The organism is Algibacter sp. L1A34, from assembly GCF_009796805.1.
Lineage (GTDB): Bacteria > Bacteroidota > Bacteroidia > Flavobacteriales > Flavobacteriaceae > Algibacter.
On record NZ_CP047029.1, the window covers coordinates 1,858,033 to 1,874,255 of the forward strand.

General features: G+C 32.9%; 15 protein-coding genes and 2 tRNA genes. 9 read left to right on the plus strand and 8 right to left on the minus strand.

Features of this window, described 5'->3' with window-relative positions; translation table 11 throughout:
• Window positions 1-10: 10 nt before the first annotated feature.
• Window positions 11-82: transfer RNA gene (locus tag GQR97_RS07915), tRNA-Gly, on the plus strand.
• A 30-nt stretch (window positions 83-112) separates the two neighbouring features.
• A tRNA-Leu gene (locus GQR97_RS07920) sits at window positions 113-196 on the plus strand.
• A 212-nt stretch (window positions 197-408) separates the two neighbouring features.
• Here the strand turns inward: GQR97_RS07920 and GQR97_RS07925 are convergent.
• The 5 genes from GQR97_RS07925 to GQR97_RS07945 all read right to left on the minus strand — a co-directional run bounded on the left by GQR97_RS07925 (window position 409) and on the right by GQR97_RS07945 (window position 3,640).
• Entirely contained in the window at window positions 409-1,134 is a 726-nt protein-coding gene (locus GQR97_RS07925; RefSeq protein ID WP_158847204.1) for a LytR/AlgR family response regulator transcription factor, read from the minus strand.
• Window positions 1,135-1,145: 11 nt separating this feature from the next.
• Window positions 1,146-1,301: a hypothetical protein gene (locus GQR97_RS07930; protein WP_158847206.1), complete on the minus strand. Its 156-nt coding sequence runs from the start codon at window positions 1,299-1,301 to the stop codon at window positions 1,146-1,148.
• Window positions 1,302-1,398: 97 nt separating this feature from the next.
• Window positions 1,399-2,214, minus strand: coding sequence for a sensor histidine kinase (locus tag GQR97_RS07935; protein WP_158847208.1), 816 nt, complete (start codon window positions 2,212-2,214; stop codon window positions 1,399-1,401).
• Window positions 2,215-2,553 (minus strand): DUF4907 domain-containing protein, encoded by a 339-nt coding sequence (locus GQR97_RS07940; protein ID WP_158847210.1) that lies wholly within the window; start codon window positions 2,551-2,553, stop codon window positions 2,215-2,217.
• A 100-nt stretch (window positions 2,554-2,653) separates the two neighbouring features.
• Window positions 2,654-3,640 (minus strand): Kelch repeat-containing protein, encoded by a 987-nt coding sequence (locus GQR97_RS07945; RefSeq protein ID WP_158847212.1) that lies wholly within the window; start codon window positions 3,638-3,640, stop codon window positions 2,654-2,656.
• Between the two features lie 239 nt (window positions 3,641-3,879).
• On the opposite strand from GQR97_RS07945, the gene GQR97_RS07950 reads away from it, so the two are divergent.
• Both GQR97_RS07950 and GQR97_RS07955 read left to right on the plus strand, forming a co-directional pair.
• Window positions 3,880-5,187: a DUF4270 family protein gene (locus GQR97_RS07950; protein WP_158847214.1), complete on the plus strand. Its 1,308-nt coding sequence runs from the start codon at window positions 3,880-3,882 to the stop codon at window positions 5,185-5,187.
• On the plus strand, window positions 5,177-6,427 hold the full coding sequence (locus GQR97_RS07955) for an OmpP1/FadL family transporter (protein ID WP_158847216.1): 1,251 nt from the start codon (window positions 5,177-5,179) through the stop codon (window positions 6,425-6,427). Before GQR97_RS07950 ends, GQR97_RS07955 begins: the two co-directional genes overlap by 11 nt.
• Before the next feature lie 164 nt (window positions 6,428-6,591).
• Here the strand turns inward: GQR97_RS07955 and GQR97_RS07960 are convergent, their stop codons facing one another.
• Window positions 6,592-9,096 (minus strand): DUF5686 and carboxypeptidase-like regulatory domain-containing protein, encoded by a 2,505-nt coding sequence (locus GQR97_RS07960; RefSeq protein ID WP_158847218.1) that lies wholly within the window; start codon window positions 9,094-9,096, stop codon window positions 6,592-6,594.
• Window positions 9,097-9,248: 152 nt separating this feature from the next.
• Complete coding sequence (locus GQR97_RS07965) at window positions 9,249-10,226, minus strand: pyruvate dehydrogenase complex E1 component subunit beta (RefSeq protein WP_158847220.1); 978 nt, start codon at window positions 10,224-10,226, stop codon at window positions 9,249-9,251.
• Window positions 10,227-10,520: 294 nt separating this feature from the next.
• Between GQR97_RS07965 and GQR97_RS07970 the strand changes: the two genes are divergently transcribed.
• The 5 genes from GQR97_RS07970 (at window position 10,521) to GQR97_RS07990 (ending at window position 15,577) form a co-directional block, all read left to right on the plus strand.
• Entirely contained in the window at window positions 10,521-11,267 is a 747-nt protein-coding gene (locus GQR97_RS07970; protein ID WP_158847222.1) for an electron transfer flavoprotein subunit beta/FixA family protein, read from the plus strand.
• A gap of 70 nt (window positions 11,268-11,337) precedes the next feature.
• A complete protein-coding gene (locus GQR97_RS07975) occupies window positions 11,338-12,297 on the plus strand; it encodes an electron transfer flavoprotein subunit alpha/FixB family protein (protein ID WP_158847224.1) in 960 nt (319 codons plus the stop codon).
• A 109-nt stretch (window positions 12,298-12,406) separates the two neighbouring features.
• Window positions 12,407-13,024 carry a bifunctional nuclease family protein gene (locus GQR97_RS07980; protein WP_158847226.1) on the plus strand — a complete coding sequence of 206 codons (618 nt, stop codon included), beginning with the start codon at window positions 12,407-12,409 and terminating at the stop codon, window positions 13,022-13,024.
• 21 nt (window positions 13,025-13,045) lie between these two features.
• Entirely contained in the window at window positions 13,046-14,587 is a 1,542-nt protein-coding gene (locus GQR97_RS07985) for a NupC/NupG family nucleoside CNT transporter (protein WP_233267628.1), read from the plus strand.
• Between the two features lie 165 nt (window positions 14,588-14,752).
• Window positions 14,753-15,577: a thymidylate synthase gene (locus GQR97_RS07990; protein ID WP_158847228.1), complete on the plus strand. Its 825-nt coding sequence runs from the start codon at window positions 14,753-14,755 to the stop codon at window positions 15,575-15,577.
• A 69-nt stretch (window positions 15,578-15,646) separates the two neighbouring features.
• Here the strand turns inward: GQR97_RS07990 and GQR97_RS07995 are convergent, their stop codons facing one another.
• Complete coding sequence (locus tag GQR97_RS07995; RefSeq protein ID WP_158847230.1) at window positions 15,647-15,943, minus strand: isoamylase early set domain-containing protein; 297 nt, start codon at window positions 15,941-15,943, stop codon at window positions 15,647-15,649.
• Window positions 15,944-16,223: the final 280 nt, after the last annotated feature.

The window sequence follows — 16,223 nt, forward strand, 5'->3', positions numbered from 1 at the left end:
TTAAAAGACTGCGAAAGTAGCTCAGGGGTAGAGCATCACCTTGCCAAGGTGGGGGTCGCGGGTTCAAATCCCGTCTTTCGCTCTGAGAATTTTTCGATTAAAATATTCCAATGCTGAAGTGGTGGAATTGGTAGACACGTTGGACTTAAAATCCAATGTCCATTAGGACGTACGGGTTCAAGTCCCGTCTTCAGTACAAAAGCCTTATCTTTTATTAGATAAGGCTTTTTTTTATGCACAAAATTTAAAATATTCTATTTTTTAACGTATTGTAAAAGAGGTCGTATAAGCGAACTTCACTTTTATTAGCCATAGTTGGAAAACTATATAGTATAGGTGTTGCATTTAAGCTCTAAACGCATGTATTTAGGTTCTGTTGTTATATAATAAGAAGGGTGAAATTAGGGATTATACGCCCAAGCGTTTCATAACGGTTTCCTTATAAGTTTCGCCTACGGGAATTCGGATATCGCCAACTAGAATTTTAGATTTTTGTATGGCTTTTATATGTTCAATACTAACTACATAAGATTTATGAACACGAATAAATTTTGAAGCTGGCAGTTTATCTAGTATATCTTTAAAGCTCGATAAAGTTAATACGGGCTTTTGCGTATTAGATGTGTAAATTTTTATATAATCTTTTAAGCCTTGAAGATAAATAATAGTGTCAATATTTATTTTAATATTTTCGTATTCCGATTTTACAAAAATAAAATTATCAACATTAACAGGTGTCATTCCTTCTTTTAAAGGTGTGCTTATAATCACTTTGTTTTCTAGCTCGTATTTTTCTTTAGCACGAGAAATCGCTTTCAGAAACCGATGAAACGGAATAGGTTTAACCAAATAATCGGTAGCATTCAAGTTAAAACCATCTAAAGCGTATTCTGGATATGCCGTCGTGAAAATAAATTGTGGTATGTTATCAATAGCTTTTACCAAATCTATTCCGGTAAGGTTAGGCATTTCAATATCTAAAAATACTAAATCTACTTGATGCTTATTTAAAAGTGTAATAGCTTCTAGAGGATTTGTGCATTTTGCAACAATTTCTATACCACCAACTTGCTGAACGTATGATTCTACAACGTCAATAGCTAGAGGTTCATCGTCTATAATAATACATTTCATACACTTATGTTTTACTCTAGTTTCAATGTTAATTTTACAACAAATTCATTTTCAACTTCATTAACCGTTAACCAATGGCTATTTGGGTATAATAAATTTAAACGATCGCGGGTGTTTTGTAACCCAATTCCAGAACTGCCTTTATCGTTCTTTCTACTGCCTATCAAGTTAACACATGTAAATTGAAGTTCATCATCTTTAACATAAATTTCAATTTTTATTTTGGTGTTGCCTTTAAAATCGGTGCCATATTTAAAAGCATTTTCAATAAAGGAAATAAGTAGTAGGGGTCTTATTTTTTTGGCTATTTATGCCTCCGTGAATGTTTATGGTGACATGTTCGTTATTGGCAATACGTAAACGTTGAAGCTTTAAATAATTCTGAATATAATCTAGTTCGTTACTCAATAACACAAAATCTTGATTGGTTTGATACAGCATATAGCGCAATAATTCCGAAAGTGTAATCACAGCTTCTGGTGCATCATTAGATTTTTTTGTGGTAAGCGAATAAATGCTATTTAAGGAGTTAAATAAAAAGTGAGGACTAATTTGATTTTTTAAAAAATGAAGTTCGGATGATGATTTTTGTGCTTCAATTTGTTTTTTTGTTATTTCGTTGCTACTCCATTCGGTATACATTCTTATTATGGTGCCAATAGCTAATATTAAAAAACTATTAATTGCTATCATGGCGCCTTTAAGTCCCCAAAAAAAATGTCTTGGTCTTGGGCCTCTATCTAGTTCAAGGTTTCTATCGAAAAGATTAAATGTTTTATTTACTTCAAAGCTTAATTCTTTAAACAAAAATGTGAAAAATGCAATAAACACAATAGCACAGAAAACATATAAGCCTGTTTTTTTTTGAAGTAGTAATTTGGGAACTAATATTAAATAGTTGAGATAAAATAAAATAATATTTATTACAAAAAGCGAACTATTACTAAAATTTATTAAATCTTGCCCTGGCCTGGCTTGAATTAAATGCATAAAAATAAAAATGGTCCATATAGAGATGTGGAGCATAATTTGTTTTCTGTTCTTTATTCCAAAAAAGGAAGACTGGGCCATGGTTTCCATTTAATTATTGCAGTTGAGGTTTACGTTTAATTGATTTAAGTTTTCTAGCGTTATCTGCGGGTTTTCTTTATTATATAGTTTTTGGCTAACCAAATGTGCTACTCGATCTGCATCTTTTGCAGTACAAAATGTTTTGTTTAGATTAATTGCGGGAATATAATTTTGCTTAATCAATAATTTTGCATTGTACTTTATTTGATATCCATAACCATTTTCAATACTAAAAACTTCAGTTTCGTATGGGTTTGATTTGTTAAACATATCCGAATTAGCAACATAAAAAGCACTAGCAGCGACCAAAATTACCATTAAAACTATTACTACTTTTCTTTTAAGCATTATTTATATTTTTTTAAAAGTAAAAAACCAAAGTGATTGCTACAAATTAATGCGCATAAACACTTTGGTTTTTAATTAAAGGATGAAATAGAATATGCTATTAATCTTCATCATCATAATCATCCTGAGGGAACACTTCGAATGTGTCATCTAAATATAAGGTACCTGTTTTTCCTAAAGTTACAAAAGCACGAGTTCCGGTAGAGAACGCTGTAGCATCTTGTCTTGCGGTAGCCTCTAAATTTGTTATTTCTTCCCAATCGTCATTAAATGGATCATATTCCCATATTGATGTCATACTACCACCGTAGTATCCTGTTGCGATATATCCTAACCCATTCATGCTAAAACCAACAGCATTAGATCTTACAACATTATAATCATCGTCATCATCCAAATCAGTTAAGCTCGTCCAAACTTCTGTTGTTGGATCAAAAACCCAGAAATCAGTTTTGTAAGAACCATTACTAATACCTGTACCTAAATATACTTTATCATCTATTGTAAAGGTTGTTGCGTCTCTTCTTTTGTCTCCTCCAAAGCCAACAAGTTCGCTCCAAGTATCATTTCCGGGTGTATATTTCCAGAAATCTTTTAAATCGTTATCACCATCGTAACCGGTACCTACATACCCAGTTCCGTTAACTCCAAAACTAACAGCAGCTCGCCTAACGCCTCCGCCAAAATCTGCTATTTGCGACCATGAGTTGGCTGCAACATCGTATTTCCAGAAATCACTTAATTCATCAACACCATCATAACCACTACCAATGTAACCATCTCCGCTAATATTCATTCCGGAAGCAGAACTTCTTTCTGTTCCTGGAAAATTTGCTTTTTGAGACCAGTAGTTCCCTTCAATATTAAATTGCCAAAAGTCACTTAAATAATCATCACCATCATAACCTGTACCCATGTACCCTAAATCGTCTATTACAAAACTAGCAGCATTACTTCTTGGTACGCCATCAAAAATAGAGCGTTCTATCCAGTTTCCTCTTTCATCGTCATCATCGTCGCTACTGCAACTTGCAAATAGACCTACAAAAACGCTTAAACCTAAAAGGATTTTTAATTTATTTCTCATAATTTGGTATCTCTTCTTTTATTAATCTTTCGCCAAAAGTATTTCTTACTAACGCGATATAAAAACATAATTGATATTCTAGCAATTAGTCTATACCAACACGGTTATTTTCTAGACCAACCGGTTTAATAAGTGTTGGTCTGGAAAATAACCGATTTGGCATATTAAAACATGCACTTTGTATAACATGTTTTATTTAATAGAAGTGTTTATTTAGGTTCGCATAAATTTTAATTTATATGAATATTAAACAGCTGTTTTCTGCTCTATTATTTTTCCTAAGTATAGGAGTTGTAATTTCTTGTGAAGAAGATGAAGATCTTGTTCCAGTAGGAGAAGATTGGATTAAGGTAGACACGAAAATCTATTTTATCGATTCTATGACGGTGGAGTCTTCAACCTTTAAATTCGATTCTATTTCAGTTTCAAATACCAGTCGCTTATTAGTTGGCTCTTATACAGACCCTGTTTTTGGGAAAGTAAAAGCTAAAAGTTTTATGCAATTGGCATATCCGTTTTCTAGTATTAGTGATGATGCTGTTTACGATTCTATTGCTTTAGTTTTAAATTATGATAATTACTATTATAATGATACTACACAAACGCAGAGTATTGAGGTGTTTAATGTTTTAGATGATATTAAAACGGATGATGGTTACTTTTATAATACAACAACTTTTGACGTAAGTGAAACATCAATAGGTTCCCGAACTTTTACACCTTACCCAACAAAAGAAGATTCTATTCATGTTAGAATTAGTGATGTTTTTGGTGAAGAATTGTATGAAAAAATTAGAGATAACGAGATTACTACAAGTGATGAGTTTTTAAATCAATACCAAGGGATTTTAGTAAGTCCGGATGAAAATAACACGAGTGTTTTAGGGTTTTCAACTACCAGCTCTTTGCGTTTATATTATTCGTATGATGATGAAACCGAAGCCGAAGAAAGTGAAATTATAGAATTTTCTTTAAATTCTACTAACAGTTTTCATAATATTGCTACCGATTATTCTGGTACTTATTTTGATACACTTGAAAGTGAAGAAACACAGATTGCAAGTACAGATACCGATGATAACGTTTTTACTCAATCTGGAACGGGGCTTGCTACTAGAATTGATATCCCTTTTGTTGAAAGAATAAATGATATTGCTGGAACCGGAAGTATTTTAGATGCTAATTTAAAAATATCTATTAAACAAAATTCATCTACAGAAAACCTTTTTACTAGAGATTCTTTAAGTGTGTATTTAATTGATAGGAAGGGAGATGTTTATGGTGTGCTTACAGATACTTCGAGCGAGACTGTTTATGCTGTTTTAGAAGATAGTGATGAAGAATTCGAAACCTTAACATATTCTATCCCTGTTACTTACTTTTTAAACTTAAAGTTAGATACAACTTATAAAGACAACTTGTATTTAGCCATATACGGACAAGACTTTAACCAATCTGTGGATCGCTATATTTTAAATGGAGAAGAAACTCCGAGCGATGATTTAAAGCTGAAACTAGAATTAACTTATGCTATTTATGAAGATTAAATATATAACACTTTATACCTTTTTGCTTATTGTTTCGAGCAAGGTTTACGCGCAATCAAATGCGTTGTCAAGTTCACCGTACTCATTATATGGTTTAGGTTTAACTAACGATATTGGTACAGGAAAAATAAACGGTTTAGGGAAATCTGGAATCGCTATACCATCTAGTACTTTTATAAATAATTCCAATCCAGCATCGTTTGGAGCAATACCTAAGAATTCTTTTTTTTACGATTTTGGTTTTAAAGGTGAAACAAATACTTCTGCGGAAGGGGGAAGCTCTAACTCTAATATTACGGCCAATTTTTCTAATATAGGGATTGCTTTTCCTATTAATGAAAAATCGGGTTTCGGAGTTACATTAATCCCATTTACCAGTGTGGGTTACACTATTTCTGGAATAGAAAGTTATATTGAAGGTAGTAGTGATTTATTTATCACAACTATTGACGGTGAAGGCGGAATCAATGATTTAAAAATAAATTATGGTTATGCTTTAACTAATAAATTTAGATTAGGATTAACGCTTTCTGCTCTTTTTGGTAAAATTACCGAAACAGAAACTAATTATATTCTTACCAATAGTATTAACTCTATTTTAATAGAGGAAGATAATCGTTATTCTGGAGTGCGTTTGGGTGCAGGGTTTCAATATGATATTACGAGCGATACCTCTATTGGTGGGATAATAAATTTACCAACTACTCTTGGAGGAGATGCAGAAGGAACTACTACTGTTAGTACCAGTTCTGTTTATGAAGTTATTGAAACAGATTCTGATCTTGATGATTTTAAGCTACCGTTGGAACTTGGGTTTGGTTTACAAACAAAAATTAAAGAGGCTTTTACAGTAAGTTTAGACTATAAGAAGAGTTTTTGGAATAATACCAATCAATCCGATCAAATAGGAACTTTTGTAGATCAGGATTTCTTTGGAGCAGGTTTGCAATTTAAAAGCAGGAGTAATCAATCGAAATTTTTTAATAGATTGGAATATCGCGCCGGATTTAATTATGATAACGGAAACATTGAGATTGATAATACTCGAATTAGTAATTCTGCTTTAAACTTCGGAATAGGAGTTCCTTTAAAACATAATTCGAGCTCTATGATAAATTTTAGTTACTCTTACGGTAATAAAGGCACAATTTCTAACGGTTTGATAAAGGAAAACTATCATTTGTTTTCAATAAATTTAAGCTTAGAAGGTATTTGGTTTCAAAAACGTAAAATTAATTAAGGTTTTAACGATAAGAGGAAGGCAGTAGCTGGGTTTAATTCAAATAAAAAGTTGCTTTAAGCTTATGCTTTTTATTTACATATACTAGCCATCGCACAAAAAAAACGCACAAAGACAACTCCTGTTTTTGTGCGTTTTTTTTTTATGTTAATGAAAAAAACTTCTTAGAAGTTAAATCCAAAACTTCCTGTAATTCCAAATTTTCTGGCATCAGGATAAGTGGTTTCATTTAAATAATTTCCTCTAAAGTTAAAGTCAATTCTAAATACTTTAAAAATATTTCCAATACCAAATCCATACTCGTAATATGGATTTTTGTTTGGTGCGCTTAGTGGTATACTGTTTGGTAATCCTGTGTTGTTTAAAGCTATATTCTCATCAGATAACCCGCCAATAACGCCACGAAAACTCACAATTTCTCTCAGATTTAATTTGCGTAAAAATGGAATCCTTGAAAATAGGCGTCCGTTAAAATTATGCTCTAAATGCACCGATGTATAAGTATCAGAAACAAACTCGTAATAATCAAGCTGAGAAAACGTATTGTATATTGAGAAATACGATTGATTTCCAGGAATAACACTTAACAAGCCTAATGGAACTTCGCCAAAGGTTTTACCTGCTTCTACGGTTGTTGTTAAGCGACCAAAACCTCCAATTTGCCAAGGCTGAATGTACGAGAATTGAAGTTTTGTATAATTAAAGTCACCATCAAGAATACCTTTGTCTCCACGTGATATTTGGGTGAATAAACGTGCGAAATCGTCGTTAGCATTTAAACGCTCAACGCCAAAACCTGTCATTTTACGTTTTGGAAAATATGATATCGATAAAGAAGATTCAAATTGTTTAATTTCCGATTCTAGTCCATCTGGAGTATTATAGTCTAAACTAAAGGTTGGCGATGCCGATTCTAACGTTCTGTAATTTCCACCTATTCTAAATATAACATTACGCCAAGGCTCAGCTTCAACAGCTAAACTAGTTAAGTTAATCGAGGTTAGCTTATCGTTTGTGCTAGTGCCCACTAAAGATGAAGATGCTAAACTTCGTCCTAAAACATCAGAACTTGTTGTTAAACTGGCTCCAATTTGCTCGACATCTCTTCTGTTTCCACCAGAAACAATTAATCGACTTTTTTTATCTATCAGCCATTTTCCAGATATGCCATATTTAAATTTATCATCTTTAAAGCCATAAGCCATAAAACCTTCTAAACGCCATAAATCATTTTTTCCAAAATAAGTTCTACCTCCAGCTCGCAAACGTAAACCTTCAACATCGTTAAAACCAAAGGTTGAAAATATAGGTCCATAATCTAGTGGTAGCGAATTAAATTCGATATACCCAGAGGTTAATATACTTCCTAAATTATAGAGACGCTTAAACTTTTTAACGGTTTTTAAAGTATCTAGCATTTTATAAACGCCTTGTTCATCTTTATTTAAGTTTTCTAATCTGTTTTCCGACCAAAAGGTGTCATCACGATCGTAGATGTCTTTGTCAAAATTATAAACTTCAACATCGTAGAATTTTTTATCCTTTTCAACATCAAACATATAATTATTGTACAAAGTAGTACGTTTGCCGTAAACACCTCGCGATTTTTCTTTTTTACTGAAAGAGAAATCACTCATCATATAATCACGTTTTACTAAAAATAGAGAGTCGTTTAATACTTCGAATTCTTGTTCAATATAAATATCTTTTACCCAGTTTATATTGGCGCTTTTTGAAGCTTGCATATTAATTTCTTTAATAGCATAGGTGCTGTCGGCAACCCAAAAATCACCTTTAAAAGTCAATTCATTTTTACGGCGTGGATAATAAATAATATTATAACACCATTTGTTGTCAATAAACGAGCTATCGGATAGCACATAGTTATAGGTGCTAATTCCTGTTTTAGATAGCGGACTTACAAAACTCTTGTCAAAGAATTTTAAGTAATTATCATACACGTTAAAATCGTTGTATAAATCATCAACAAAATCTATTATAATTTGGTTGTCGCTAAATCCAGAGTTTTTATTTCCTTTTAAATCGTTTTTTTCTTTGTTTATAATATTGTCGCCATAAACGGTAGATACGGCTTCGTTTATAAACATAGGTAAGTAGGTTTTACCAGTAACACTTGAGGTGTCCACTTGGTCAAAAACGAATTCCATACCTCTAAATAGTTTACTTTTTATAAGCGCACTATCAATGGTATTAATATCGAATTCTACTTTTTCGTATTTATCGTATTCGTATTGTTTAAATTGTTTTAGGCCGTTACTTCTCTTGTTTTCCCAAATTTTACGAAGTAAATCTATGGCAGGATTGTTTTTCTTAGATTGTTTACCTGTAACAATTAATACTTGGCCTAGGGCAGAGGCTTCTTCTTTTAGCGTAAAGTTTAAATTGTAATTAACCTTTTTATTTAAAGGGATATCTAAGGTTTCGTAGCCTATAAAAGATACAATTAGGTTACTCCAAGTTTCACCAGATTCTAGATAGAATTTTCCGTTTTCATCTGTTATTGTTCCTTGTGTAGATCCTTTAAACAAAACGTTTGCAAAAGATACGGGTTCCTTATATTCGTCAAAAATATAACCGCTTACTTTAGTTTGCGCTACAATTGAAGTTAATCCAAAAAAGAAAAATATGATAATTAATTTTATTTTCATTTGGGGTATTTAAATAATGTTTTCAAAAAAGAAGTAATGGTCTGTATATATTAACATTCCTTTCAAAAAATAATAATAGGTTATTATATTATACGAAAAAACTTCATCAACAATTATGCTAATGAAGTTTTAATAACGTAAAATATGCAGTTTTATTTGTATAATACTTTTTTTACTGCCTTGATAACCTCATCCTTATTAGGTAACCATTCTGCTAAAAGAACAGGAGAATAAGGTGCTGGCGTATCAGCAGTGTTAATTTTTATAATTGGAGCATCTAAATAATCGAATGCTTCGCTTTGCACTAAATAAGTGATTTCCGTAGCTACATTCCCAAAAGGCCAAGCTTCTTCTAAAATCACTAATCTGTTTGTTTTCTTAACAGAATCTACAATCGCTTTTCTATCCAACGGACGAACAGTACGTAAATCGATAATTTCACAAGAGATACCTTCTTTCTCTAACTCGTCTGCTGCTTTATAAGCTTCTTTAATAATTTTACCGAAAGATACGATAGTAACATCGGTACCTTCACGTTTAATATCTGCAACACCTATTGGAACAATGTATTCGCCTTCTGGAACTTCTCCTTTATCACCATACATTTGCTCACTTTCCATAAAAATAACAGGATCATCGTCGCGAATAGCTGCTTTTAAAAGTCCTTTTGCATCATAAGGGTTAGATGGTACAACAACTTTTAAACCTGGAGTGTTTGCAAACCAGTTTTCAAATGCTTGTGAGTGTGTTGCTCCTAATTGTCCCGCAGAACCTGTTGGTCCACGAAAAACAATAGGGCAATTAAATTGCCCACCAGACATTTGTCTGATTTTTGCTGCGTTATTTATAATTTGATCAATTCCAACTAAGGAGAAGTTGAATGTCATGTATTCCACAATTGGGCGGTTACCTGTCATGGTAGAACCAATGGCTATACCTGCAAAACCAAGCTCAGCAATTGGTGTATCAATAACACGTTTTGCTCCAAACTCATCTAGCATTCCTTTTGATGCTTTGTAAGCACCATTATATTCTGCTACTTCTTCTCCCATTAGGTAAATGCTTTCGTCACGACGCATTTCTTCGCTCATGGCTTCACAAATAGCTTCTCTAAATTGAATTGTCTTCATTCTATCTATTTTAAATCAAGTTGCTAAATTAAATATTTTCTACGAGAAAAATATTGTTTTTTACATTTTGATTTAGGTTAATTTTCGAGATATACCTAAGTAGACTGTTTTTTTGTCAAATTATTAGTGAAAAATCGATTTTAAAGCATACTTTCAAATTGTGCTTTAGTAAATATTGGGTCAAGTCAATTAAAAAGAAATTAAAATTTATTATGCATGCATAGTACTTTTGTGAAAAAATATAATTAACTTCGTAAATTCAAACAAACATATTCTTACTAAATAGCGATTATTATGAAAATATTAGTGTGCATTAGTCACGTTCCTGACACCACATCCAAGATTAATTTTACAGAAGATAATACTAAATTTGATGCCAATGGCGTGCAATTTGTGATAAATCCTTACGATGAATTTGGATTAACACGTGCCATGTGGTTTAAAGAAAAACAAGGTGCAAGTATAGATGTTATAAATGTTGGAGGTCCTGAAACCGAACCTACGTTACGTAAAGCCTTAGCTATTGGAGCAGATGCTGCAATACGAGTTAATACGGTTGCAACCGATGCTTTTTCTGTGGCTAAACAAATTGCTAATGTTTTTAGTAATGGTGGTTACGATTTAGTAATGGCTGGTCGTGAATCTATTGATTATAATGGAGGAATGGTTCCAGGTATGATTGCTGGGTTAACCAATGCAAATTTTGTTAATAGCTGTATTAGTCTTGAAATAGACGGTGCAAATGCTACAGCGATAAGAGAAATTGATGGCGGTAAAGAAACAGTTTCTACTTCACTACCATTAGTAATTGGTGGACAAAAAGGACTGGTGGAAGAAAGCGATTTGCGTATCCCGAATATGCGTGGTATCATGATGGCGCGTAAAAAACCTTTAACAGTTGTAGAGCCTGTAAATGCGTCTCCTGAAACAATTTCTGTTTCTTTTGAAAAACCCGCTCCAAAAGGTGCCGTTACTTTGGTTTCTCCAGATAATTTAGACGAATTAATTAATTTACTTCATAATGAAGCTAAAGTAATTTAGTTGGAAATTAAATTATCCCAAACTTTGTTTGGAATCTTTTTAACGTAAAGTAAAAATTTAAAAAAAAATTATGTCAGTTTTAGTATATACAGAATCAGAACAAGGTCACTTTAAAAAAGCAGCATTAGAAGTTGCTTCTTACGCAAAAGCCGTTGCCGACCAATTAGGCACAACAGTTACAGCCGTTAGTGTAAACGCTACCGACACATCCGTTTTAGGTAATTACGGAGTAGATAAAGTGTTACATGTTGCTAGTGATCAATTAAATAGTTTTAACGCTAGTGCTTATGCAAGTGTTATTAAGCAAGCTGTCGAAAACGAAAACGCAAAAGTAATTATTGTTAGTTCTAGTGCAGATAGTAAATATTTGGCACCACTTTTAGCAGTGGGTTTAAATGCAGGTTATGCTTCTAATGTAGTGGCAGCACCATCAGGCACGAGTCCTTTTACGGTAAAACGTCCGGCGTTTACAAATAAAGCTTTCGAAAATATTCAAATTAATACCGAAGTAAAAATTATTGGAGTTTCTAATAATGCTTTCGGATTAGTTGAAACTAGTGGTAGCGCTTCCGCGGAAGATTTTTCGCCTACCATTCCAGGATTTGCTGTAAAAGTTGAGTCTGTAGATAAAGCCACAGATAAAGTAACCATTGCCGATGCTGAAATTGTAGTATCTGGTGGTCGTGGATTGAAAGGTCCTGAAAATTGGGGGATGATAGAAGAATTGGCAGAAGTTTTAGGCGCAGCAACAGCTTGCTCTAAACCAGTGTCAGATTTAGGATGGAGACCACACGGCGAGCATGTAGGGCAAACAGGAAAACCTGTGGCATCTAACTTATATATTGCCATCGGTATTTCTGGAGCGATACAACATTTAGCTGGTATTAACGCTTCTAAAGTAAAAGTTGTAGTTAATACCGACCCGGAAGCACCGTTTTTTAAAGCAGCCGATTACGGTGTAGTTGGAGATGCTTTTCAGGTTATTCCGGAGCTAATCACGAAATTAAAAGCTTTTAAAGCGCAACAATAAATTATTTTTTTTAAATTGTAATGTTATTCAGAACTGATTAAATTAGAATTTATCCATCATGCAGTTGGTAAAGTCCTAATTTAAACAGTTCTTTGCGTTTTTATTAATTATGAGTTTAGTAAGATTAAACATAAAGGGGATTTCCTATAGTCAAACCCAAAATGGTGCGTATGCATTAATTTTAAATGAGGTAGATGGTGATCGTAAACTCCCTATAGTCATTGGTGCTTTCGAGGCGCAATCTATTGCTATTGCTTTAGAGAAAGAAATTAGTCCTCCAAGACCTTTAACCCATGATTTATTTAAAAATTTTGCAGACCGTTTTGATATTGTTGTAAAGCAGGTTATCATCCACAAGTTGGTTGATGGTGTTTTTTATTCAAGTTTAATTTGCGAACGCGATAAAATTGAAGAAATTATAGATGCTCGAACTAGTGATGCTATTGCTTTAGCCCTTCGCTTTCAGGCACCTATTTTTACCTTTAAAAACATTCTTGATAAAGCTGGTATTTACTTAAAAGTGAATCCGAAAAAAGAGGATGAAGAAACCGAAGACAGTATTTTAATGGATGAGTTGGTGGCAAATGAGTTAGAGCCTCAAGAGTCTGGTGAAAATTATAAAGCCAAATCACTCGAAGAACTTAACAATTTGTTAGAAGAAGCGGTTTCTAATGAAGATTACGAAAAGGCCGCACATATTCGTGACGAAATTTCCAAAAGAGAATAATTCCACATCAAAGTTTTTTATATGAAAAAGTTGTTTTTGATTACTGTTGCTTTTTTTCTGTTTCTTACAACAACAATAGCAGCACAGAATGTAAACGAAACAATAACTACAGAGGTTACTCAAACTATAGAAAAAGTTGGCGGTACCTCTAAAGATTCCTTAGAGGTTATTACGGCAGAGCTGAAGGTAGTAGAACAAATTACCGAACCTGCGGTTACCAAACCACAAGAATCATCTACCTCAATCATAATCCCTAGTGAAGGATTTACAATCACTAGTTTATGGCGAGGTGTTTTAGGTATGGTTACTTTAATTTTTGTAGCCTTTCTTTTTAGTAGTAACCGAAAAGCTATCGATTGGAAAATTGTTGTTATTGGTTTAGCCTTTCAACTTTTAATTGCTATTGGTGTTTTAAAAGTAGAATTTATAAAAACAATCTTTGAATTTATAGGTAGCTTATTTGTTAATGTACTAGATTTCACAAGGGCAGGAAGTAAATTTCTTTTCGAAGGCTTGGTAGTCGATATGGATACTTTTGGGTTCATATTCGCGTTTCAAGTCCTTCCAACTATCATATTCTTTTCTGCATTAACATCTGTCTTATTTTATTTAGGCATTATTCAAAGAGTTGTAAAAGCTATGGCTTGGCTGCTTTCAAAAACCTTAAAAATATCTGGAGCCGAAAGTTTAAGTGTTGCTGGAAATATCTTTTTAGGTCAAACTGAAGCACCGCTTTTAATAAAGGCGTATTTGGAGAAAATGAATAAATCTGAAATGCTATTGGTTATGATTGGTGGTATGGCAACCGTTGCAGGTGCTGTATTAGCGGCATACATTGGTTTTTTAGGTGGAGATGATCCTGAATTAAGATTGTTTTATGCAAAACACTTGTTGGCTGCGTCTGTTATGGCGGCGCCAGGAGCTATTGTTATTTCAAAAATATTATACCCGCAAACGGAAGATGTAAATACCGATGTTTCTGTTTCTCAAGAAAAAATAGGATCTAACTTTTTAGATGCCATTGCAAACGGAACTACCGAAGGTTTAAAGCTAGCAGTTAATGTTGGTGCCATGTTGCTCGTGTTTGTGGCATTTATAGCTATGTTTAATGGTATTCTTGGCTGGGTTGGAGATGTAACATCTGTAAACGGTTGGATTGCTAGTAATACATCATACACTAAATTATCTATTGAACTTATTTTAGGTTATGCTTTTGCGCCGCTTATGTGGCTTATTGGAGTAGCTAAAGAAGATATGGCTTTAATGGGGCAGCTATTAGGTATTAAATTGGCCGCAAGTGAATTTATTGGGTATATTCAATTAAGAGAATTAAAAGATGTAGCAAGCGCAACACATTTAAGTTACGAGAAATCAATAATTATGGCTACCTATATGCTTTGTGGTTTTGCTAACTTTGCATCTATTGGAATTCAAATTGGAGGTATTGGATCTCTAGCTCCTGGGCAACGTAAAACCTTATCTAAATTTGGGATAAAGGCTCTAATTGGCGGTACTATTGCGTCATTAATTTCTGCAACGATTGCTGGAATGATTATTGGATAAAAAATTCCTACCCAGATAATAATTTTAGAATACATCTTAATATTTTACCGTAGTATTAAATAAACAATTGTTTTTACTAATTTTGTCACTAACTATATTATAGTTATTTCATGGTAATAAACAATCACTAAATAATAGAACCCTGTTTCCGCAGGAGCGAAAATTATGAAACAATATCACGACTTAGTAAAACACGTTTTAGAAAACGGAAACGAAAAAGGAGACCGTACTGGTACTGGTACAAAAAGTGTTTTTGGTTATCAAATGCGTTTCGATTTAAGCGAAGGTTTTCCAATGGTGACAACCAAAAAACTTCACCTTAAATCTATCATTTACGAACTGCTTTGGTTTTTAAAAGGAGATACTAATACTAAGTATTTAAACGAAAACGGTGTTCGTATTTGGAACGAATGGGCAGATGAAAATGGCGATCTTGGTCCTGTTTACGGATATCAATGGCGCAATTGGAATGGCGATGAAATAGATCAAATTAAGGAAGTTATTCATAGCTTAAAGACTAATCCAAATAGCCGAAGAATGCTCGTCTCTGCATGGAATCCTTCGGTTTTACCAGATAATTCTAAATCGTTCAGTGAAAATGTAGCTAACGGAAAAGCTGCGCTTCCTCCATGTCATGCATTTTTTCAGTTTTATGTAGCTAATGGTAAATTATCATGTCAGCTTTATCAACGTAGTGCCGATATCTTTTTAGGAGTGCCATTCAATATTGCTTCCTATGCATTATTCACCATGATGATGGCTCAGGTTTGTGGTTACGAGGCTGGTGAATTTATACATACCTTTGGAGATGCACATATATACAGTAACCATTACGAGCAATTAGAATTGCAATTATCTAGAGATATTCGTCCGTTGCCAAAAATGAAAATGAATCCAGAAATTAAAGATATTTTCGATTTCGGTTTTAGTGATTTTACTTTAGAGGATTACAATCCGCATCCACATATTAAAGGGAAAGTTGCTATTTAAAATATAAAGTACATAAAAAAGGGCTTCTAAAATTTTAGAAGCCCTTTTTTATAAAATATAGTTATGTAATTATACACTAACTACACTATTCTCAGCAGAAGCAAAATCACTCCAAACATAAGAATCGGCAGCAGTATCATTAACGTAAGCTCCGTCAACTAGGTATTTAAATTCGTAAGAATTTTCAGCATCTAAATCAACAGTACCTTTAAATGTTCCGTTTTTTAATTTTTTTAGCGGTGTTGCTTTTTCATTCCATTCATTAAAGCTTCCAACAATAGAAACTTTTTTTGCTGCCTCAGCTTCTAAAGTAAAAGTTACTTTACAAACAGGTTTGCTTTTTAAATATTGTTTTTTAATAGCCATAGTAAAAAATGTTGTTTATGTTACAAATTTATAAAAGTTTATTAAATGCATTATCATTTAGAAGCCTTAACATCAAAAAATTATCAATTTATTAATATGCATTCCCATTAATTCACGGTAAATAATAAAATCAGCAAAATTTTTATAAAATCAGCAATGAAAAAAACGCCTTTTTGCTTGATTTTCAAATAGTTTTGAGAGTTTAAGTCTTAGTGTTTCTCTAAAATACAACAAATTAAATAAACTTCGGCATATCATTAAAAAGTTATAACTTTACATC